Source organism: Arthrobacter sp. B2I5 (assembly GCF_030816735.1).
GTDB lineage: Bacteria > Actinomycetota > Actinomycetes > Actinomycetales > Micrococcaceae > Arthrobacter.
The window spans coordinates 1,956,147-1,976,671 of record NZ_JAUSYF010000001.1 but is presented as its reverse complement, the minus strand read 5'-3'; the positions used below and the strand labels follow the sequence as shown (position 1 = coordinate 1,976,671).

At 66.9% G+C, this 20,525-nt stretch carries 19 protein-coding genes; 4 read left to right on the top strand and 15 right to left on the bottom strand.

Features of this window, described 5'->3' with window-relative positions; translation table 11 throughout:
- The first annotated feature begins 1 nt into the window (after position 1).
- From QFZ60_RS09465 to QFZ60_RS09455, 3 genes are read left to right on the top strand one after another with little or no spacing between them, the layout of a single operon-like run.
- Positions 2–871 carry an aldo/keto reductase gene (locus tag QFZ60_RS09465; protein WP_307090022.1) on the top strand — a complete coding sequence of 290 codons (870 nt, stop codon included), beginning with the start codon at positions 2–4 and terminating at the stop codon, positions 869–871.
- A gap of 7 nt (positions 872–878) precedes the next feature.
- Positions 879–1,808 (top strand): alpha/beta fold hydrolase, encoded by a 930-nt coding sequence (locus QFZ60_RS09460; RefSeq protein ID WP_307090020.1) that lies wholly within the window; start codon positions 879–881, stop codon positions 1,806–1,808.
- The gene (locus tag QFZ60_RS09455; RefSeq protein WP_307090018.1) at positions 1,805–2,881 is read left to right on the top strand and encodes a glycosyltransferase family 1 protein; all 1,077 of its coding nucleotides are present in this window, start codon (positions 1,805–1,807) and stop codon (positions 2,879–2,881) included. Before QFZ60_RS09460 ends, QFZ60_RS09455 begins: the two co-directional genes overlap by 4 nt.
- Positions 2,882–2,910: 29 nt before the next feature.
- On the opposite strand, the gene QFZ60_RS09450 is transcribed toward QFZ60_RS09455, so the two are convergent.
- The 13 genes from QFZ60_RS09450 to pyrR form a co-directional block, all read right to left on the bottom strand.
- Positions 2,911–4,995 (bottom strand): primosomal protein N', encoded by a 2,085-nt coding sequence (locus tag QFZ60_RS09450; protein WP_307090016.1) that lies wholly within the window; start codon positions 4,993–4,995, stop codon positions 2,911–2,913.
- Positions 4,996–5,105: 110 nt separating this feature from the next.
- Positions 5,106–6,341, bottom strand: a complete 1,236-nt coding sequence (metK, locus tag QFZ60_RS09445) for a methionine adenosyltransferase (protein WP_142031330.1) — start codon at positions 6,339–6,341, stop codon at positions 5,106–5,108.
- A 135-nt stretch (positions 6,342–6,476) separates the two neighbouring features.
- Positions 6,477–7,709: a bifunctional phosphopantothenoylcysteine decarboxylase/phosphopantothenate--cysteine ligase CoaBC gene (gene coaBC, locus QFZ60_RS09440; protein WP_307090013.1), complete on the bottom strand. Its 1,233-nt coding sequence runs from the start codon at positions 7,707–7,709 to the stop codon at positions 6,477–6,479.
- 38 nt (positions 7,710–7,747) lie between these two features.
- A complete protein-coding gene (rpoZ, locus tag QFZ60_RS09435) occupies positions 7,748–8,008 on the bottom strand; it encodes a DNA-directed RNA polymerase subunit omega (protein ID WP_003800778.1) in 261 nt (86 codons plus the stop codon).
- 15 nt (positions 8,009–8,023) lie between these two features.
- Positions 8,024–8,617 carry a guanylate kinase gene (gmk, locus tag QFZ60_RS09430; protein ID WP_307090011.1) on the bottom strand — a complete coding sequence of 198 codons (594 nt, stop codon included), beginning with the start codon at positions 8,615–8,617 and terminating at the stop codon, positions 8,024–8,026.
- Between the two features lie 45 nt (positions 8,618–8,662).
- Positions 8,663–8,980 (bottom strand): integration host factor, actinobacterial type, encoded by a 318-nt coding sequence (gene mihF / locus QFZ60_RS09425; RefSeq protein ID WP_026265771.1) that lies wholly within the window; start codon positions 8,978–8,980, stop codon positions 8,663–8,665.
- A gap of 110 nt (positions 8,981–9,090) precedes the next feature.
- The gene (pyrF, locus tag QFZ60_RS09420) at positions 9,091–9,969 is read right to left on the bottom strand and encodes an orotidine-5'-phosphate decarboxylase (protein ID WP_307090009.1); all 879 of its coding nucleotides are present in this window, start codon (positions 9,967–9,969) and stop codon (positions 9,091–9,093) included.
- On the bottom strand, positions 9,962–13,276 hold the full coding sequence (gene carB, locus QFZ60_RS09415) for a carbamoyl-phosphate synthase large subunit (RefSeq protein WP_307090006.1): 3,315 nt from the start codon (positions 13,274–13,276) through the stop codon (positions 9,962–9,964). The genes pyrF and carB overlap by 8 nt, the downstream gene beginning before the upstream one ends.
- Positions 13,276–14,565 carry a glutamine-hydrolyzing carbamoyl-phosphate synthase small subunit gene (gene carA, locus QFZ60_RS09410; protein ID WP_373427672.1) on the bottom strand — a complete coding sequence of 430 codons (1,290 nt, stop codon included), beginning with the start codon at positions 14,563–14,565 and terminating at the stop codon, positions 13,276–13,278. The genes carB and carA overlap by 1 nt, the downstream gene beginning before the upstream one ends.
- Complete coding sequence (locus QFZ60_RS09405; protein WP_307090002.1) at positions 14,546–15,064, bottom strand: hypothetical protein; 519 nt, start codon at positions 15,062–15,064, stop codon at positions 14,546–14,548. Before QFZ60_RS09405 ends, carA begins: the two co-directional genes overlap by 20 nt.
- Positions 15,064–16,404: a dihydroorotase gene (locus tag QFZ60_RS09400; protein WP_307090000.1), complete on the bottom strand. Its 1,341-nt coding sequence runs from the start codon at positions 16,402–16,404 to the stop codon at positions 15,064–15,066. Before QFZ60_RS09400 ends, QFZ60_RS09405 begins: the two co-directional genes overlap by 1 nt.
- Entirely contained in the window at positions 16,404–17,432 is a 1,029-nt protein-coding gene (locus tag QFZ60_RS09395; protein ID WP_307089998.1) for an aspartate carbamoyltransferase catalytic subunit, read from the bottom strand. The genes QFZ60_RS09400 and QFZ60_RS09395 overlap by 1 nt, the downstream gene beginning before the upstream one ends.
- Entirely contained in the window at positions 17,429–18,016 is a 588-nt protein-coding gene (pyrR, locus tag QFZ60_RS09390) for a bifunctional pyr operon transcriptional regulator/uracil phosphoribosyltransferase PyrR (RefSeq protein ID WP_056336647.1), read from the bottom strand. The genes QFZ60_RS09395 and pyrR overlap by 4 nt, the downstream gene beginning before the upstream one ends.
- Before the next feature lie 179 nt (positions 18,017–18,195).
- On the opposite strand from pyrR, the gene QFZ60_RS09385 reads away from it, so the two are divergent.
- The gene (locus QFZ60_RS09385) at positions 18,196–19,473 is read left to right on the top strand and encodes a PrsW family intramembrane metalloprotease (protein ID WP_307089996.1); all 1,278 of its coding nucleotides are present in this window, start codon (positions 18,196–18,198) and stop codon (positions 19,471–19,473) included.
- A 66-nt stretch (positions 19,474–19,539) separates the two neighbouring features.
- Here QFZ60_RS09385 and nusB read toward each other — a convergent pair whose 3' ends face one another.
- Together nusB and efp are read right to left on the bottom strand one after the other, a co-directional pair.
- Positions 19,540–19,950 (bottom strand): transcription antitermination factor NusB, encoded by a 411-nt coding sequence (gene nusB, locus QFZ60_RS09380; RefSeq protein ID WP_018761427.1) that lies wholly within the window; start codon positions 19,948–19,950, stop codon positions 19,540–19,542.
- A complete protein-coding gene (gene efp, locus QFZ60_RS09375) occupies positions 19,950–20,513 on the bottom strand; it encodes an elongation factor P (protein ID WP_018769313.1) in 564 nt (187 codons plus the stop codon). Before efp ends, nusB begins: the two co-directional genes overlap by 1 nt.
- Between the last annotated feature and the right edge of the window lie 12 nt (positions 20,514–20,525).

Below are 20,525 nucleotides of genomic sequence, written 5' to 3'. Positions count from 1 at the left end.
CATGAGAACCTCACCCCGGCTCAGCCTGAACAACGGCGTGCTGATAGACCAGCTCGGCTTCGGGCTCTACAAGGTGCCGGCAGCAGACGCTGAAGGGCTGGTGGCCACCGCGCTCGCCGCCGGTTACCGGCATTTCGACACCGCCGCCATGTACGGGAACGAAACCGGCGTTGCCCGCGGCATCAGTTCCCAGCTGGGCGACGGGACCGGGAGCGGCGGGTCCGGGGAGCTGTCCCCGTCCCTGACCCGGGAGGACATCTTCATCACCACGAAAGTGTGGAACGACCACCACGGCTACGACGCGGCGCTGCGGGCCTTCGATGATTCCATGGTCAACCTGGGCCTGGACTATGTGGATATGTATCTGATCCACTGGCCCTGCCCCCGGCGGGGACTGTTCCCCGAAACTTACCGGGCCCTGGAAACGCTGTACCGGGAAGGCCGCGTCCGTGCAATCGGCGTCAGCAACTTCCAGCCGGCGCATCTTGACCGCCTGCTCCAAAGCGCCGAAGTGGTCCCGGCCGTCAACCAGGTCGAACTGCACCCGTGGCTGCAGCAGGAGGAACTGCGCAGCAGGCACGCGGAACTGGGCATCCGCACGGAAGCGTGGAGCCCGCTTGGGCGCGGCCAGGTACTTGCCGATCCCGTCATCCAGGCCTGCGCGTCCGAGCACCGGCGGACGCCTGCGCAGGTAATCCTTCGCTGGCACCTGCAACTGGGAAACATCGCCATTCCCAAGGCCAGCTCCGAAGCAAGGATCCGGGAGAACCTCAACGTTTTCAATTTCGAGCTCTCCGAACGTGATCTGTTGGCCATCAAAGCGCTGGACCGCGGGCAGCGGACCGGGTCGCACCCGGACAACGTCAACTAGGCCGCGCATGGACACCGTAAACCCGGGGGCCTCCCCCACGCCTGCGTACCTGAGTCCGGAACTTTCCGCCCGCACCTCCACGTCCACCGTGACCATCGACGGCGGCACGGTTGCCTACTGGACGTATGAGCCACTGCAGGAGACACCGGAGACCCGCACGATCCTGGTGGTCCATGGGTTCCGCGGCGACCACCATGGGCTCCTGCGCGTCGCGGACCAGCTGCCGGAAATGCGCCTCATCATGCCTGACCTGCCCGGCTTTGGCAGGTCCGACGCCTTTGCCCGTGGCCCGCACTCGGTGGAGCGCTACGGGGCATTTCTCACTGACTTCATGGCTTCCCGGGGCCTGGGGCCGGACACTGTACTGCTGGGACACTCGTTCGGATCCATCGTGGCGGCGCACTTCGTAGCCAACAACCCCACGGCAGTGCGTCCCTTGATCCTCATCAACCCCATCGCCGCTCCGGCGCTGGAAGGGCCAAAGGGCGTCATGACGCGGCTGGCGGTGCTGTACTACATGCTGGCGGCACGGCTCCCGCAAGGGCCGGGGCTGGCCCTGCTGCGCAACCGGCTGATTGTGCGGGTGATGAGCGAGACCATGGCCAAGACCCGTGACAGGGACCTGAGGGCCTTCATCCACGGCCAGCACCACGCATACTTCAGTTCCTTCGCGGACCGGGACAGCCTGCTGGAGTCGTTCACTGCCTCCGTCAGCCACCATGTGGCAGAGGTAGCCGGAAAACTCGACCTGCCCGTACTGCTGATTGCCGGCGAAAAGGACGAAATCGCCACCCTTCCCAGCCAGCACAGCCTCCTGTCACGGCTGCCGGACGGGGAGCTGAAGGTGATTCCCGGCGTCGGACACCTGATCCACTACGAAACGCCCGAGCCGGCCGCCCGCTACATCCGCAGCTTCCTGAAGGACCATCCCGCGTGAAGATCGTCATTGATGCACGTTTCACCCGTACCGACCATCACGACGGCATCAGCCGCTACGGAGCCAGCCTGATCGCTGCCACAGCCAGGATCGCTGATGTCTCCATGCTGGTTTCCGACGTCCGGCAGCTCGCACTCCTCCCGGACGTGCCGTACACGCTCATCAACAGCCCGCTCTCACCGCTGGAGCTCTTCGTTGCCCGGAAGGTCAACGCCGTGGGGGCGGACGTTGTGGTGTGCCCCATGCAGACCATGGGCACCTGGGGAAGGAAGTACGGGCTGATCCTGACCCTGCACGACCTCATCTACTATGAGCACCCGGCTCCCCCGGGGTTCCTGCCGGCCCCTGTCAGGGTGCTGTGGCGCCTGTACCACAAGGCGTTCTGGCCGCAGCGGCTCCTGCTCAACCGGGCCGATACCGTGGCCACCATCAGCCGGACCACCGAGGCACTGATGGCCAAGTACCGTCTGACGCGGAGGCCAGTGCGCATTATCGCCAACGCCCCCCAACCGGCGCAGGAACCGCGCAATCCGGGCGACGGCGCGGATAAGACGATCATTTACATGGGTTCGTTCATGCCGTACAAGAACGTCGAAACCATGGTGGCAGGCATGGCAGGGCTGCCCGGCTACAGGCTCCACCTGCTCAGCAGGATCACGCCGGAGCGGCGGGCGGAACTGGAACGCATCGTCCCGCCGGGCGCCGCCGTAGTGTTCCACAACGGCGTGACCGACGCGGAGTACGACGGGCTGCTGCGGCGGGCGACGGCACTGGTGAGCCTGTCGCGGGCCGAGGGATACGGCCTTCCCCTCGTGGAGGCCATGGCGGTGGGGACCCCGGTGATCGCCAGCGACATTCCGATCTTCCGCGAAGTGGGATCCGACGCCGCCGTCTACGTGGACCCAGAGTCCCCCGGGCAGTTCGCAGACGCTGTGGCGCAGCTGCAGGACGACGCGCACTGGCAGGAGATGTCGCGCCGCTCCCTGGGCCGGGCTGCAGAGTTCAGCTGGGATGAGTCGGCACGCCAACTGGTGGACGCGGCGCATGAGGTTGTGGCGAAAAGGCACCGCTAAAGACGCCTCCACTTAGAGGACATCAACACTTACAGGACGTCCACACCGTCCAGGCGCAACTGCACCGGGTCCGTGGTCCGTTTCGCAGCCGCAGCTGCGCGGGTGACCCGCAGGACACGGACGACTGCGGTGGCCTGCTCGTAAGGAAAGAACAGCAGCGTCCGCACGTCCTCGGCCGGGCGCCTGCCGGAGGGCGGTGCGGTCAGCAGGAGCGGCGCAGGGCCCGCGGCGCGGACTGTTATGCCGGCGCGGGCGAGGTCCGCTTCCACGGCTCCGGTGTAGTGTTCGACGGCGGCGCGCGGCCCGGTGACGGAGGCAATCCGGACCGCCGGGGGAAGCTGCAGTTCAACACGGAGGGACAGCTCCCGCTGCGCATAGCCGGCCGGATCCCACCGCAGCAGGGCGCCGGTGGCGGCGGTGTCCGTGGCGGTGACCACCACCAGCCCGCCGTCCGGGGCGGGGCGCACCAGGGCAGCGGCGTTGAACCAGCGGCGCACTGTGTCTTCGCCCGCGCGGAGGGTTTCCCGGCGCAGCAGGGAGTCCCCGTCCAGCAGCAGGGCGGCGGCATATCCGGCCTCCGCGACGGGTTCGGCCCCCACCGTTGCCACCACCAGCGCCTTGCCCGCGCCTACTGTGGCCTTTACCTGGTCCCCGGACGAGGTGATGACAGTGGTGCCGGGAAACGCCCGGCCAAGCTCCTCGGCGGTGCGCAGGACGCCGGTGGCCCCTTTCCGGAGCCGCCGCCCGCCGCAGTGGGAGCACTGCCAGTCCGGGGCCGGGGTGGAACACCACCGGCACTGGGGCAGGGCGGAGGTGCCGGCCAGCGCCAGGGGTCCCTGGCAGTGTCCGCAGCGGGCCGGTTCCCGGCATGCTTCACACACCAGCGAGGGCGCGTACCCTGACCTGGCCACCTGGACCAGGACGGGACCGCGATCGAGACCCTCCTTGGCGGCCTGCCAAGCCGCATGCGGCAGTCGCGCGATGGTGGCCAACGGGTCCCGTTCCTGCTCGAAGCTGTCGGCAGTGCTGAGAACGCGGGGAACAGTCGTGCGGACGGTGGCACGCTCCGTTGCGACCGGAACGGCCCAGCCGGCTTCCACCAGCCGCTGGACCTCGGTACTGCGCGCATGCCCGGCAAGGAGGCACGCGGCATTTTCCTGCTCGGCCCGAAGGAGCAGGACTTCCCGGGCATGGGCATACGGTGCGCGCTGCTCGATGTGGAGGTCGTCGCCGTCGTCCCAGCACGCGACAAGCCCCAGGTGCTGCACCGGGGCGAAGGCCGCTGAGCGCGTACCGATGGCGATGGTGGCCGTGCCTGCGAGCAGGCGCAGGAAGCTCCGGTACCGGGGTGTGGGCCCGTCGTCGGCCGTGAGCCGGGCCACGGCCGTCTCCGGCACCACGTCCTTGAGTGCCTGCTCCAGCCGGTCCAGGTCCCGGTAGTCGGGCACCACCAGCAGGGCGCCCCTGCCGGAGGCATGGGCTGCAGCGGCGGCCTGGGCAAGCATGGCCGGCCAGCCGGCGGGACCAAACCCCTGCAGCGGGGTGACGGCGGCGCGCGGGGATCCCCCGCCGGCCAGGTGCCGGAGGTAGGCAGCACCGGTGCGGTAGGCGGTCCAGGCTGAAGAGCCGGCGGTGCCGGGCGGGGGCTGGGTACCCTCTCCCTCCGCGGGGTCCAGGGAGCCGGGGTAATCCTTTTCCAGCCTGGCGACCCGGGGTGGTACGGCGAGGCGCAGGACGTCGCTGACAGTCCCCGCGTACCGGGCAGCGACGGCATTGGCGAGGTCCCTGACGGCGGGCGTGAGGACCGGAACCGGGGACACGACCTTTGCCAGGGGCACCAGGGTGTGCCCGGCGTCGGACTGCGCCACGCGTTCAAGAAGGAAACCGCTGAGGTCCTGGCCGTTGAACTTGACCTTGACCCGGACTCCCGGCTGGGCTGCCTGGTCAAGGGCAACCGGGACGGCGTAGTCGAAGGGGCGGTCCAGATGCGGCAGCGGGGACTCAATGAGGACGCGCGCCACCGGAAGGTGCTCCGCCAGGTCAACGCCACCCGGCGTCTGACGTGTGGGGAAACCCTGCAGCAGGGACGGCTGGACGGTACTGTCAGGAGCCATGGCAGTTACCTCCGTTCAGCGGCCGGGTTGGACAGGAACAGCAAAACACCGGGCACTGACATTGGACTTCCGGCCAGGGTGATTTGGGCTGCGGCCCGGGCGGGAGCGGACTAGGCGTTGAAGAACGCCTTGAGTTCGTCCACCCGGTCCAGGCGTTCCCAAGTGAAGTCGGGCTCATCCCGGCCGAAGTGTCCGTGCGCGGCGGTCTTGGCGTAAATGGGCCGCTTCAGGTCCAGGGCGTCGATGATGGCGCGGGGACGAAGGTCGAAGATCTCCGCGATGGCGGCGCTGATGCGTGCAGGATCCACGGTTTCCGTGCCGAAGGTTTCAACGTAGGTTCCCACGGGGCGGGCCTGGCCGATGGCGTAGGCGATCTGGATCTCCGCGCGCTTGGCCAGTCCGGCAGCCACAACGTTCTTGGCGACCCAGCGCATGGCGTAGGCGGCCGAGCGGTCCACCTTGGAGGGGTCCTTGCCGGAGAACGCTCCGCCGCCGTGGCGGGCCATGCCGCCGTACGTGTCAACGATGATCTTCCGACCCGTGAGGCCGGCGTCGCCCACCGGGCCGCCGATCACGAATTCGCCGGCCGGGTTAAGGATGTTGGCCGCCCGGGAGATGTCCAGGTTGGCCCCGGCGAGGACTGGTTCAATGACGACGGCGGCGAGGTCTGCGCGCAGCTGCTCCAGGCTTGCCCCCTCGGCGTGCTGGCTGGAAATCACCACCGTTTCCACGGACACGGGCACGTCCTTGTCGTAGCCCACCGTCACCTGGGTCTTGCCGTCGGGGCGGAGGTACGGCAGTTGCCCGGTCTTGCGGACCTCGGTGAGCCGTTCGGAGAGCCGGTGGGCCAGCCAGATGGGCGTGGGCATGTATGACGGGGTTTCGTCGCTGGCATAGCCGAACATCAGGCCCTGGTCACCGGCACCCTGGAGGTCATAATCGTCCTCCTGGCGGCCTTCGCGTGCCTCAAGGGAGTTGAAGACGCCGCCGGCGATGTCGTTGGACTGCTGGCCGATGGAGACGGAAACGCCGCAACGGGCACCGTCGAAGCCGTTGGCTGAGGAGTCGTACCCGATGCCCAGGATGGTCTCGCGGACGATCTGCGGGATTTCGACATAGGCGTCAGTGGTGACTTCGCCTGCCACGTGCACCAGGCCCGTGGTGGCCATGGTCTCCACAGCCACGCGGGACTCGGGGTCCGCGGCCAGCAGCGCATCCAGGATGGCGTCACTGATCTGGTCGCAGATCTTGTCCGGATGGCCTTCAGTCACCGATTCGGACGTGAACAGCCGGAGCGCGGAGGGCGTGGCCCCATGGGTCTGGGGAAGGTGCAGCGGTAAAGTCACTCAACTACCTTACTGGTTGGTGTCGGCACTCCCGTCAGGGAGCAGTCTGTACATGTCCCCGTGCTAAGCAAAGGTGGCCGGAAACACTTCAGGCGGGCGCTGAAACAGGTTCAGTTGAAGGAAACCCGGTTCAGGTCACAAGGAAACATGGTTCAGTTCAAGACTGATGCGGCGGATGATGGCTTCCGAAACCTCTGTCTTGGTTCCTGACGCTTCCTGTGGTTCGGAGCCGGAGCGCGAGAGGATGACCACCGAGTTGGAGTCCTGCCCGAAGACCTTGTCCGTGCCCACGTGGTTCACCACCAGCAGGTCGCAGCCCTTCCGCTGCAGTTTTGCTTCCGCATACGCCAGGACGTCGCCGTGGCTGTCCCCGGTTTCGGCGGCGAAACCGACGATGAGTTGCCCGGCTCCGGCAGCACCGGCGGTGCGCTGCTCCACGAGTTCCTGCAGAATATCCGGGTTGCGGACCAGGGTGATGACGGGATCGGCGGTGTCGTCCCGCTTCTTGATCTTGGTGTCCGAGACTTCGGCCGGGCGGAAATCGGCAACGGCCGCGGACATGATGACGACGTCGGACACGGCAGCGGCGTCCAGCGCGGCTTCCCGGAGTTGCAGGGCACTCTCTACGCGCACCACTTCCACGCCCGCCGGCGGTGGAACGTCCATGTGGGCCGCCAGCAACCGCACGGAAGCCCCCGCGTTGCGCGCTGCAACGGCCAGCGCCACCCCCTGTTTGCCGGAGGACCGGTTGCCGAGGAAGCGCACGGGGTCCAGCGGTTCGCGGGTTCCGCCGGCGCTGATGGTGACGGTGCGGCCGGCAAGGGGCAGCTGGTAATCGCCCTGTCCCTGCAGCAGGGCCATGGCTGCGTCGAAGATCACCTGGGGTTCCGGAAGCCTGCCGGGGCCCGAGTCGGCGCCGGTCAGCCTTCCCGAGGCCGGCTCCAGGACAGCGGCTCCGCGGCTGCGGAGCGTTTCCACGTTGGCCCGGGTGGCGGCATGCTGCCACATTTCGGTGTGCATCGCGGGGGCGAACAGCACCGGGCCGTGGGCCATCAGCAGGGTGTTGGTGAGCAGGTCCCCAGCCTGGCCGGTGGCAGCTTTCGCCAGGAGGTCCGCCGTGGCGGGTGCCACCACCACCAGGTCTGCCTCGTGGCCGAGGCGCACGTGGTTGACCAGGTGCACGTCATCGAAAACACTGTTGCTGACAGGGTTTCCGGACAGCGCCTCCCAAGTGGCGGTTCCGATGAAGCGGGTGGACGCCTCAGTGGGAATCACCGTGACATCATGGCCGGCTTCAGTAAAAAGCCGGAGGAGCGATGCCACCTTGTAGGCGGCGATCCCTCCCCCGACTCCGAGGACTATGCGCACGTGACCTCCGTCAACAGCAAGTCAGTTCAGCGGCAGGATTACTCTGCGGCTTCGATCGGCGTGGAAACCAGCTTGCCTTCGTTGATCTCGCGCAGTGCGATGGACAGCGACTTTTCGTTCAGCTTGGTGTCAACCAGGGGTCCGACGTATTCGAACAGGCCCTCGTGCAGCTGGGCGTAGTAGGCGTTGATCTGACGAGCACGCTTGGCACCGAAGATCACCAGGCCGTACTTGGAGTCGGCTGCTTCGAGCAGCGAGTCGATCGGCGGGTTGATGATGCCTTCAAGGTTCGTGGACACGAATTCTCCAAATTCCTAGCGGGCTGACGGTTCCGGCAGGTGTGGATGCGGTGTCAGCCCCATGAGTGAAACAAGCTCGTCCGCTGCCCGGCGGACGTCGTCATTGATGACGGTGTGGTCGAACTCCGGTTCAGCAGCAAGTTCCAGTTTAGCGGTTTCCAGGCGCCGCTGCTGTTCTTCGGGTGTTTCGGTGCCGCGGCCCACCAGCCGGCGGACCATCTCGTCCCAGGTGGGCGGGGCCAGGAAGACGAACTGGGCGTCCGGGACGGCTTCCTTTACTTGGCGCGCACCCTGCAGGTCGATCTCGAGCAGCACGGAGCGGCCCTCTGCAATGGCCTGGTTCACGGTACTCTTCAGGGTGCCGTAGGTGTTCTGCCCGTGGACGACGGCCCACTCAAGAAGTTCGCCGTCGGCGATGAGCTGTTCGAACTCGTCCTTGGTCTTGAAGAAGTAGTGGACGCCATCCACCTCCCCGGGCCGGGGCGCCCGCGTGGTGGCCGAAACGGAAAGCCAGACCTCGGGGTAGTTATCACGGATGTAGGTGGACACGGTGCCTTTGCCAACAGCCGTCGGACCTGCGAGGACTGTCAGTCCAGGTTTCTTGCTCACGTATTCCTTTTGCCGCAGTTGGGGAAAGACAGGACGCCGCCTGCCTCAATGCTCATCTATAAAATCTACCAGCGCCCGGCGTTGGTGGACGCCCAGGCCACGGACCCTGCGGGAGGCCGCGATGCCAAGCTGCTGCATGATGGCGGCAGCCCTCACCTTCCCGATGCCGGGAAGGGCCTCGAGCAGTTCCGAGACCTTCATGCGTGCCAGCGCGTCGTCCTCGAGGGCGGAGCTGATGATGTCCGCCGCGGACCTGTCGCCGTTCCGAAGGCTTTCCTTTGCTGCGGCACGGGTGGCCCTGGCCGCTGCTGCCTTGCCCAGGGCGTCGGCCCGTTCAGATGCGGAAAGAGGTCGCAGGACCATCACGGACACCCCCGGATTCGGCGGATTTCATCCAAGGGCGGCCGCCCTTGGACCTGTCCTGAAACTACCCTCTGGTGCAGCCCGAATCAATGCATCCAGGCAATTGCAGCCTATTGTCCGCGCAGCCCGTCCAGGGTGCGCAGGGCCGCCTCCCGCAGGCCGCGGACCTGCGGACCTGCGGAAAGGATGTCGCGGCTGGAGGTTCCCAGCACCAGCGGGTAGGCGTCGCCGAAGGTGGCACGAAGATCCGCCGGCGTGGCGCCCTGCGCTCCGAGGCCCGGGGCCAGGATGGGGCCGCGGACGGCGGCGAGATCCATGTCAAGATCCGTCAGGGCTGACCCCACGGTGGCGCCGACCACCAGGCCCACGGACCCCAAACTGTCCCCGTACCGGGAGTTTTCGGCCGCTGCCGCAGACGTGATCCTGCGCGCCACGGAATCCCTTCCGCCAACATGCTGGACCGAAGCTCCTTCAGGGTTGGAGGTCAGTGCCAGCACGAAAACACCGCGCCCGGTTTCGGCCGCGAGGTCCAGCGCGGGGCGCAGCGACTCGAAGCCAAGGTAGGGGCTCAGTGTGACAGAGTCCGCCGCCAGCGGGGACTCGTCCCGCAGCCAGGCGTCGGCATAGGCGGCCATGGTGGATCCGATGTCGCCGCGTTTGGCGTCGGCGATGCTCAGGACAGACTCGTCCCGGGCGGTGGCCAGGATTTCCTCCAGCACCGCCATGCCGACTGACCCGTGGCGTTCGTAAAGTGCCACCTGCGGCTTTACCGCGGCAGCGAGCGGAGCCACCGCCTCCAGGACCGTCAGGGAAAAGCGCCGAAGCCCGGCGGCGTCGTCGTCCAGTCCCCAGCTCTTCAGCAGTGCCGGGTGCGGGTCGATGCCCACGCAGAGCGGGCCGCGGGCGGCCATGGCCGCGCCGAGCCGGGAGCCGAAAGACTCCCGGCCGGCGGCGGATACCGGGCTGTTGCCTGATGCCTGCTCAGGCATGCTGCAGGGCCGCCTTCTGGGATTCGGCCAGTGCGGCGGCGTGCTCCTGCAGGCTGGTGACGGACCATTCGTAGGTGCGCATGGCTTCGATGGCCTGGACGGCGGCGTTGAACTCGGCCACCGTGGTGATGCACGGAATGCCGATGGATGTTGCCGCGGCGCGCAGTTCGTAGCCGTCGCTGCGGGCTTCGCCGCCGGAGGGGGTGTTGAAGACCATGTCGATCTCGCCGGCCACGATGAGGTCCGCGATGGTGCCTTCGCCCTCGGCGCTGCTGCCCTCGGCAACCTTGCGGACCGGGGTGGCCTGGATGCCGTTGCGGCGCAGGACATCGGCGGTGCCGCCGGTGGAGACGATCTCGAACCCGAGGTCCGAGAGCCGCTTGACGCCCATGATGACCGAGCGCTTGTCCCGGTTGGCCACGGAGACGAACACCTTTCCCTCGGTGGGCAGGGCGTTGTTGGCGCCCGCCTGGCTCTTGGCGAAGGCGGTGTCGAAGTGCTTGTCGATGCCCATGACCTCGCCGGTGGAGCGCATCTCGGGCCCGAGCAGGGAGTCCACCACCTTGCCTTCAAGGGTCCGGAACCGGCTGAACGGCAGGACGGCTTCCTTGACGGCGACGGGCGCGTCCAGCGGCAGCGTGGAGCCGTCACCGGTTTCCGGCAGCATCCTGTAGGCGCTGCGGAGCTGTCCGATGGTCACGCCGGTGCCGATGAGGGCCGCGGCTTTGGCCATCTGCACACCGGTGGCCTTGGACACGAAGGGCACGGTCCGGGAGGCGCGGGGGTTGGCTTCCAGGACGTACAGGACGTCCGAGGCCAGCGCGAACTGGATGTTGATCAGGCCGCGCACGCCGACGCCTTCAGCGATGGCGCGGGTTGCGGTGCGGACGCGTTCGACGACGTTGCTCCCCAGCGTGATCGGCGGCAGGACGCAGGCGGAGTCACCGGAGTGGATGCCGGCTTCCTCGATGTGTTCCATGATGCCGCCCAGGTACATGTCGGTGCCGTCGTAGAGGGCGTCGACGTCGATTTCGACGGCGTCCTCCAGGAAGCGGTCGATCAGTACCGGGTGGTCCGGGGTGATCTCGGTGGCGTTGGCGATGTAGCGGGAGAGGTTGGGCTCGTCGTAGACGATTTCCATGCCGCGGCCGCCGAGCACGTAGGACGGGCGGACCAGGACGGGATAGCCGATCTCGTCAGCGATCTTCTTGGCGTCCTCGAAGGAGACGGCGGTGCCGTTCTTCGGCGCCACCAGGCCGGCCTTGTCCAGCACCCGCGAAAAGGCGCCCCGGTGCTCGGCGAGGTCGATGGCCTCCGGTGAGGTGCCCAGGATCGGGACGCCGGCGTCGGCCAGCTGCTGGGCGAGCTTCAGCGGGGTCTGGCCGCCGAGCTGGACGAAGACGCCCATGACGCCGCCGGTGCGTTCCTCGGCCGCAATGACCTCCAGCACGTCCTCAAGCGTGAGCGGCTCGAAGTACAGGCGGGTGGAGACGTCGTAGTCGGTGGAGACGGTTTCCGGGTTGCAGTTGACCATGACGGTCTCGTAGCCGGCCTTGCGCAGCGCCATGGAGGCGTGGACGCAGGAGTAGTCGAACTCGATGCCCTGGCCGATGCGGTTGGGGCCTGAACCGAGGATCAGGATGGACGGCTTGGAGTGCAGCGCAACCTCGTCCTCCTCGTCATAGGCCGAGTAGTGGTAGGGGGTGTAGGCGGCGAACTCGGCCGCGCAGGTGTCAACGGTCTTGTAGACCGGGCGGATGCCCAGTGCCTGGCGGACACCGCGGACCACTGCCTCGGAGTTGTGCGTCAGGGTGCCGATCTGTTCGTCCGAGAAGCCGTGGCGCTTGGCGCGCTTGAGCATGTCAGCGGTCAGGGCGCCGGCCTGGCGGATTTCGTGGGAGATCTCGTTGAGCAGCTGGAGCTGGTCCAGGAACCACGGATCGATCTTGGTGGCTTCGAAGAGCTGTTCCACCGTGGCGCCACCCAGGAGGGCGCGCTGGACCTGGTGCAGGCGCTCCGTGGTGGGGCGCTTGGCCTTCTCGATCAGCTCGGCGACTTCCCATTCGGGAACGCTGCTGAAGTCCAGCTGCGAGCCCTTCTGCTCAAGGGAGCGCAGGGCCTTCTGGAGTGCCTCGGTGAAGTTGCGGCCCATGGCCATGGCCTCGCCCACCGACTTCATGGTGGTGGTGAGGGTATCGTCCGCGGCCGGGAACTTCTCGAAAGCGAACCGCGGGACCTTGACCACCACGTAGTCCAGGGTGGGCTCGAAGGACGCGGGGGTCTTCTGTGTGATGTCGTTGGGGATCTCGTCCAGGGTGTAGCCAAGCGAGAGCTTGGTGGCGATCTTGGCGATGGCGAAGCCGGTGGCCTTGGATGCCAGTGCCGAGGAGCGGGACACGCGGGGGTTCATCTCGATGACCACCACGCGGCCGGTCTTGGGATCGATGGCGAACTGGATGTTGCAGCCGCCGGTGTCCACGCCCACCTCGCGGATGACGGCGATGGCCACGTCGCGCAGCTTCTGGTATTCGCGGTCGGTGAGGGTCAGCGCAGGCGCCACGGTGATGGAGTCGCCGGTGTGCACGCCTACGGGATCGAAGTTCTCGATGGAGCAGACGACAACCACGTTGTCGTTCTTGTCCCGCATCATTTCGAGCTCGTATTCCTTCCAGCCCAGGATGCTCTCTTCGAGCAACACCTCGCTGGTGGGGCTGTACTGCAGGCCCTGGCCGACGATGCGGCGCAGGTCTTCCTCGTTGTAGGCCAGGCCGGAGCCCAGCCCGCCCATGGTGAAGGACGGGCGGACCACCATGGGGTAGCCCAGGTCGGTGGCTGCCGTCAGGGCCTCATCCATGGTGTGGATGATGTGGCTGCGGGCGGATTCGGCGCCGCAGCGTTCCACCACGCCCTTGAACTTTTCGCGGTCCTCGCCAAGTTCAATGGCCGCGATGTTGGCGCCAATGAGCTCCACGTTGTACTTCTCGAGCACACCGTTCTTGTCCAGGGCAATGGCGGTGTTCAGCGCGGTCTGGCCACCGAGGGTGGGCAGGACGGCGTCGGGGCGTTCCTTCGCGATGATTTTCTCCACCACCTCAGGGGTGATGGGCTCGACATAGGTGGCGTCGGCGAACTCGGGGTCGGTCATGATGGTGGCCGGGTTGGAGTTCACGAGGATGACGCGCAGGCCTTCCTCCTTGAGGACGCGCAGCGCCTGGGTGCCGGAGTAGTCGAACTCTGCGGCCTGGCCGATGACGATCGGGCCGGAACCAATGACGAGGACGCTCTTGAGATCTGTACGTTTCGGCATTACTTCTTGTCCTCAGTCTTGTTGTCGTTTTTGTGGTCAGCGCCTGCAGGGTGGGCGGCGTCCACGGGCTCCTTGGAAAGGTTGGCGTTCCTGCCGTCCCGCGTGCCGTCCATGAGCTCGATGAAGCGGTCGAACAGGTAGGCGGCGTCGTGCGGGCCGGCCGCGGCTTCCGGGTGGTACTGCACGGAGAACGCGGGGAGGTCCAGGCAGGCGAGGCCTTCCACGACGTCGTCGTTCAGGCTGATGTGGCTCACTTCCACACGTCCGTAGCGTGCCTCCGGGGCCTGTGTGGCGCCGTCGAGCGGGGCGTCCACGGCAAAGCCGTGGTTCTGGGAGGTGATCTCCACCTTGCCGGTGCGGCGGTCCATCACGGGCTGGTTGATGCCGCGGTGGCCGTAGCGGAGCTTGTAGGTGCCAAAGCCCAGTGCGCGGCCCAGGATCTGGTTGCCGAAGCAGATGCCGAAGTAGGGCAGCTTCTCGTCCAGGACCGAGCGCAGCAGCTTGACCTGGGCATCGGCCGTGGCGGGGTCACCGGGGCCGTTGGACATGAAGAAGCCGTCCGGGTTGACGGCCTTGACGTCCTCGAGGGTGGCGGTGGCGGGAAGTACGTGGACGCGGACACCGCGCTCGGCGAACCGGACCGGGGTCATGGCCTTGATGCCGAGGTCGATCGCCGCGATGGTGAAGCGGGGTTCACCGTCCCAGCCGTGGTCCTTCGGCTCCACAACGTAGGCTTCGTCCACGCTGACTTCCTCGGCCAGGCGCGAACCTTCCATGGGCGCGCTGGCCAGGACGGCGTCGACCAGTTCCTTGTCCGTGGCCTGGGCTGCCTCGCCGGAGAAGATGCCGGCGCGCATGGTCTTGTGCTCGCGCAGGTGCCGGGTGATGGCGCGGGTGTCCACGCCCTGGATGCCCACGATGCCCTGGGCCACAAGTTCTTCGTCCAGCGACCGTTCGGAGCGCCAGTTGGAGGGCCGGCGGGCTGCGTCGCGGACAATGTAGCCGGCCACCCAGATGCGCCGGGACTCGGCGTCGTCATCGTTCACGCCGGTGTTGCCGATGTGCGGGGCCGTCTGGACCACCAGCTGGCGGGCGTAGGACGGGTCGGTGATGGTTTCCTGGTAGCCGGTCATTCCGGTGGCGAAGACGGCCTCGCCCAGGGCGGTACCGGTGGCGCCGTAGCTGGTGCCGCGGAAAATGCGCCCGTCTTCGAGAACCAGTGTTGCCGGAGCGGAGGTGGTTGCTGTCAATGTATTCGCTTTCACTGTCTTACTTTCCACTGGTGGCACCAGCCGCTGGGGCTGACGAAATCAAATCCTGAAGGGCCTGGTAGAGCACGTCCTTGTCGGCGCCGCGGCGGGTCCGGAAGCCGGTGTCCAGTCCGTGCGCGCCGAGCGTCCATCCGAGAACCAGCAGGCCGTCCTTTTCCACGAACTTCCCGGCCATGCCGCTGTCCTGCCGGACACCCGTGAGGGACGATGCGGGGATATAGAGGGCAGGCGCGCCCGACCGTTCGTAGAGGACGCCGTGCGGGAACACCGCGAGGGTGGCGTTGGTGCGGATGCCCAGCCCGTGCACGGCGATCCGGTCCAGCCAGTCGCCGGCCGTGGTGGTGGCCACGTACTGTCCTTCGGCAACGGCGGTGGGCTCGCCGGGCGCGGCGGGCACCTGGGGCAACTGTTCGACGTCGGACTGGCGCTTCAGGCGGTTGCGCCAGCCTATGGCGAGGAGGACGAATACGACGGCGACCACCGCCAGCATGGTAAGTCCGGGAAGGATCTTGTCCATCAGGCAGCGCCTGCGGGGGTAGCGGCCGAGTCCGGGTGGGGCGTGTTGAGTGCGCCGTCAAGGACGGTGGGGTGTCCCTTGAAGAAGGTGGCCACCACCTTGCCGGGGAGCTCCCTGCCCTTGAACGGCGAGTTGCGGCCCATGGTGGCCATCTGGAAGGGGTCAACGGTCCAGCGTGCCGCCGGGTCCACGAGGATGATGTTGGCGGGTTCCCCGGCTTCGATGGGCCGGCCCTGGTCGCCCAGCCGGCCGATCTTCGCGGCTGCGGTGGAGGTGACCCTGGCAAAGTCCGCCCAGGTCATGAGGCCGGTGTCGATCATGGCGTGCTGGACCACGGACAGGGCGGTTTCAAGCCCGGTCATGCCCATTGCTGCCTGAGCCCATTCGCATTCCTTGTGTTCGCTGGGGTGCGGTGCATGGTCGGTACCCACAACGTCGATCGTCCCGTCTGCCAGTCCGGCGCGCAATGCCTGGACGTCGGCATCGGTGCGCAGCGGCGGGTTGACCTTGAACACGGGGTCGTAGCTTCGCACCAGGTCATCGGTCAGCAGCAGGTGGTGCGGGGTAACCTCGGCCGTGACGTCAATGCCCCGTTCCTTGGCCCAGCGGATGATTTCCACCGAGCCGGCGGTGGACACATGGCACACGTGGAGGCGGGAGCCGACGTGCTGGGCCAGCAAAACGTCGCGGGCAATGATGCTCTCCTCGGCCACCGCCGGCCAGCCGGTGAGGCCCAGGACCGCGGAGACGTCGCCCTCGTTCATCTGGGCGCCGGCGGTGAGGCGCGGTTCCTGCGCGTGCTGGGCCACCACGCCGTCGAACGCCTTGACGTATTCCAGCGCGCGGCGCATCAGCACGGGATCGTGGACGCAGATGCCGTCATCAGAGAACATCCGCACCCTGGCGCGGGAATCTGCCATGGCGCCCAGTTCGGCCAGCTGCTCTCCTGCCAGGCCGACGGTGACGGCACCGACGGGGCGGACATCCACCCAACCGGCGGCCCGGCCCAGCGTGTAGACCTGCTCCACGACGCCTGCGGTGTCCGCGACCGGGGTGCTGTTGGCCATGGCGTGCACGGCCGTGTAGCCGCCAAGGGCCGCTGCCCGCGTTCCGGTCTCCACGGTCTCGGCGTCTTCGCGGCCCGGTTCGCGGAGGTGCGTGTGCACATCCACCATGCCGGGCAGGGCCACCAGGCCGGCGGCGTCGATGACGGTGGCCCCGTCTGCGCCCAGGCCGGTGCCGATCTCGGCGATGATGCCGTCGCGGACCAGGAGGTCGGCGGGCTCACCGCCCAGGATGGCGGCGCCTTGGATGAGGTAGGTTCCGGTGTTGCCTGCCATCAGTTGCTCTCCTTGGTGGACGGGGCGGCGGCGGCATAAGCCGGGACGCGGTGGGCGGCTGGTTCCCGGGTGTCCCCGGAGAGCAGCAGGTACAGTGCGGCCATCCGCACGGACACGCCGTTGCGGACCTGGGCCAGGACGGTGGAACGGGGTGAGTCGGCGGCGGCGGCGCTGATTTCCAGGCCCCTGTTCATGGGGCCGGGGTGCATGATGATGGTGTCCGTCATGCCCAGGCGGTCCAGGGCGCGGAGCCGGTTGTCATCGAAGCCCCACCGGCGCGAGTATTCACGGGTGCTGGGGAAGAACGACGCGTTCATGCGTTCGCCCTGGACGCGGAGCATCATCATGGCGTCCACGCCGTTCGCCAGGGTTTGGTCCAGGTCGTAGCTGACGCTGCAGGGCCATTTTTCGACGCCGACCGGCAGCAGGGTGGGGGGCGCCACCAGGGTGACTTCCGCCCCGAGGGTCCGGAGCAGCCACACGTTGGACCGCGCCACGCGGGAGTGCAGGACATCACCTGCGATGGCTACCCGCATGCCTTTGAGGTCGGTCCCTTCAGAACCAGTGCCGGCGAGGCGGGCCCAGTGCCGGCGCATGGTGAAAGCGTCGAGCAGGGCCTGGGTGGGGTGTTCGTGGGTGCCGTCGCCGGCGTTGATGACGGCGGCGTCGATCCAGTCGGTTGCGGCGAGGCGGTGTGGAGCGCCGGACGCCCAATGCCGGATGACCACGGCATCGGCGCCCATGGCTGACAGGGTCTGGGCGGTGTCCTTGAGGGATTCACCCTTGGATACCGAGGATCCCTTGGCGGCGAAGTTGATGACGTCCGCAGACAAGCGCTTGGCGGCGGCTTCGAAGGAGATGCGGGTGCGGGTGGAGTCCTCGAAGAAGAGGTTGACCACGGTGCGTCCGCGCAGGGCCGGAAGCTTCTTGACTTCCCGCTCCCCCACGGCCGACATTTCCTCGGCCGTGTCCAGGATGCGGATGGCGTTCGAAAGGCTGAGGTCCTCGGTGGACAGGAGGTGCTTCATGCGCCGCCCTCGATTACGACTTCGTTGACCGGGGTTCCGGCGTCGGATGTGTCTGTCTCTTCGAGCCGGACCCGGACTTTCTCGGCCGAGGAGGTGGGCAGATTCTTGCCCACGTGGTCAGCCCGGATGGGAAGTTCACGGTGGCCCCTGTCGATCAGGACTGCGAGCCGGACGATGCGTGGGCGGCCAAGGTCCACCAGCGCGTCCAGGGCGGCACGGATGGTCCGGCCGGAGTACAGGACGTCGTCGATCAGCACCACAACCTTGTTGTCGATGCCCGTACGGGGCAGCCTGGTGGGGTACGGCGGCCGGGTCCCCTGGTGGGAGAGGTCGTCGCGGAACATGGTGACATCGAGCTGGCCCACGATGGCAGCGGCATCAACGGTGGAGTCTGCGGCGGCAATTTTTTCGGCCAACCGGACGGCCAGCGGATAGCCGCGGCGGGGAATTCCCAACAGGACCAGGTCGCGGGATCCCTTGTTGGCTTCGAGGATCTCGTGGGCGATACGAGTGAGGGCCCGGTCAATGTCCGCCTGGCTGAGGACAACCCTGGCTGGAACCGGTGCGCTGGTGACAGAAGTCAACGCTCGTCTCCCCTTTCCCCGCCTCACAGGACGGAATTAAAAAAGGAATGTTTGCTGTTCAAAATTACCACACGGTCCCTGCCTGGCCGGTCCCCGGGGAAGCGGTGATGGTCACACCGCGAACGGCGCGGACGGCTGGATCCTTTGTGCTGCGGTGGCCCCCGCTTAGGCTTTCGGGTATGCCGATGTATCCGCAGCAGCCTTCCTCCGGACTCCCCGACGATCCCTACCGTGGTGCCACCGGTCCCCTGCCGCAGCAGGCCAACCCCAGTTGGATGGGGCACGTGCAGCCCGAACACTACCGCGCGGCGCCGGGTCACCAGGGCAGCCCGATGGCGGTTTTGGTGCCGCCGGGCGCCCAGGGCGCGGCCCTCCAGGCGTCGCGGACCCGCAGCGGGCTGGTGGGGCTGACGGTTGCCGGCGGCATCCTGGCTTTCATGAGCCTTTTCCTGGTGGTGCCGTTCCTGCTCTCCAACACCGGCGCCGGCGGTTTCCTGATTGGTTTCGTGGCGTCGCTGGTCCCGCTGTCGGTGGTCCTGGCCGCGGTCCACATCATCGACCGGTGGGAACCTGAACCTAAACGGCTGCTGTTCTTTGCCTTCACCTGGGGTGCTGCGGTGTCCGTTGCCGTGACCCTGCTCATCCAGCCGTTCTTTGTGATCGCCTTCCAATTCACTGACGAGCCCGACCTGCAGACCTACATGGCCACCGTGCAGGCACCCATCGTCGAGGAATTCGCCAAGTCGCTTGGCCTGCTCATCCTCCTCCTCGCGGCGCGCCGGCAATTCGACGGGCCCGTGGACGGCGTGGTGTTCGCCTTCACCATCGCCGGCGGGTTCGCCTTCACCGAAAACATCCTCTATTTCGGCAGGGCCATTGCGGAATCGGCATCCCCGGCAAGCGACTTTGCGCAGGTCTTCTTCCTCCGCGGCGTCATGTCCCCGTTCGCCCATGCGATTTTCACCGGGACCACCGGCCTGATTATGGGCTTCGCTGCCAGGCGCTGGCATACCGGTGCTTCGATCGGCGCCTTTTTCGTGGGGCTGCTGCCGGCCATGTTCCTGCACAACAGGTGGAACAGCATGGGCCAGGGATTTCTGCTGGACTACATCCTGGTCCAGGTGCCCATCTTCCTCCTGGCAGTGGGCGGCATCATCTTCCTGCGCGTGGCCGAGAACCGCCTGACCCGCCAGCGGCTGTTGGAGTACTCCGCGGCCGGCTGGTTCACACCGGCCGAAGTCCAGTTGCTGGCCACCCGTGGCGGCAGGCGGACGGTCCTGGCATGGGCTGCGGGTTCGGGCAGGAAGCGCCAGATGAAACAGTTCGTGAAGGCGGCCACCCAGCTTGCCAACACCCGCCAGCGGATCCTGAGCGGACGCGACGTTACGCTGCACCAGGCAGAGGAAAGGCAGCAGCTCCAGCGCATCGTATCCCTGCGGGCGGCCGTAGCGGGCTGAGCTGGCCAGGCCAGGACGCAAACAGGGCCCCGCCGAATGGCGGGGCCCTGTTTGCGTGTGGAAAGGCTACGCGAGCAGCGAAGGCTTCAGCTGCTGCAGCCGGCCCAGCAGGCCGTTGATGAACTGCGGGGACTCGTCCGTCGACAACGTCTTGGCCAGCGCTACGGCCTCGCTGACCGCCACACCGTCCGGGACGTCGTCGTTGTAAAGAAGCTCCCAGGTGCCGATGCGCAGGATGATGCGGTCCACTGAGGGCATCCGCTCCAGGCTCCAGCCCTGCGAGTACGTCTCCAGGAACTCGTCGATGGCTGCCTGCTGGGACACCACGCCTTCGACGATCTCCAAGGTGTAGGGGTTGACCACCTGGTCGGTCTTTTCCCGGCGTGCGCGAAGCACGTCGAACGCCGAAACAGAGCGCTGCTCCGCCTCGAACAGAACATCCAGTGCCCTGTTGCGGGCTTTACCGCGGGCGCTCACTACTCGGTGACCCGGCCCAGGTAGCTGCCGTCGCGGGTGTCCACCTTGACCTTGGTGTTGTTCTCGATGAACAGCGGAACCTGGATCTCGTAGCCGGTTTCCAGCGTGGCAGGCTTGGTGCCTGCGGAGGAGCGGTCGCCCTGCAGGCCCGGCTCGGTGTAGGTGATTTCGAGGACGACGCTCGGCGGCAGTTCGATGTAGAGCGGGTTGCCGTCGTGGATGGCGATGTTGACCATCTGGTTTTCGAGCATGAAGTTGGTGGCGTCGCCAACCGTGGCACCGGAGACGGTGATCTGGTCGTAGTCGGAGGTGTCCATGAAGACGAAGTCCGCGCCGTCCTGGTACAGGTACTGGTAGTCGCGGCGGTCAACGGTGGCGGTCTCGATCTTGAGGCCGGCGTTGAAGGTCTTGTCAACAACCTTGCCGGACATCACGTTGCGCATCTTGGTCCGCACAAAGGCGCCGCCCTTGCCGGGCTTGACGTGCTGGAATTCGATGACGTTCCAGAGCTGGCCCTCGAGCTTCAGGACCGTTCCGTTCTTAATGTCGTTAGTGGTTGCCACTGGTTTCCTCTG

Coding starts and splice junctions, on each gene's coding strand:
- pyrF (WP_307090009.1), bottom strand. CDS start 9,969: ATGCCTGAGCAGGCATCAGGCAACAGCCCGGTATCCGCCGCCGGCCGG.
- QFZ60_RS09400 (WP_307090000.1), bottom strand. CDS start 16,404: ATGGCAGGCAACACCGGAACCTACCTCATCCAAGGCGCCGCCATCCTG.
- QFZ60_RS09385 (WP_307089996.1), top strand. CDS start 18,196: ATGCCGATGTATCCGCAGCAGCCTTCCTCCGGACTCCCCGACGATCCC.
- QFZ60_RS09465 (WP_307090022.1), top strand. CDS start 2: ATGAGAACCTCACCCCGGCTCAGCCTGAACAACGGCGTGCTGATAGAC.
- QFZ60_RS09405 (WP_307090002.1), bottom strand. CDS start 15,064: ATGGACAAGATCCTTCCCGGACTTACCATGCTGGCGGTGGTCGCCGTC.
- mihF (WP_026265771.1), bottom strand. CDS start 8,980: ATGGTCCTGCGACCTCTTTCCGCATCTGAACGGGCCGACGCCCTGGGC.
- carB (WP_307090006.1), bottom strand. CDS start 13,276: ATGCCGAAACGTACAGATCTCAAGAGCGTCCTCGTCATTGGTTCCGGC.
- QFZ60_RS09395 (WP_307089998.1), bottom strand. CDS start 17,432: ATGAAGCACCTCCTGTCCACCGAGGACCTCAGCCTTTCGAACGCCATC.
- QFZ60_RS09450 (WP_307090016.1), bottom strand. CDS start 4,995: ATGGCTCCTGACAGTACCGTCCAGCCGTCCCTGCTGCAGGGTTTCCCC.
- QFZ60_RS09460 (WP_307090020.1), top strand. CDS start 879: ATGGACACCGTAAACCCGGGGGCCTCCCCCACGCCTGCGTACCTGAGT.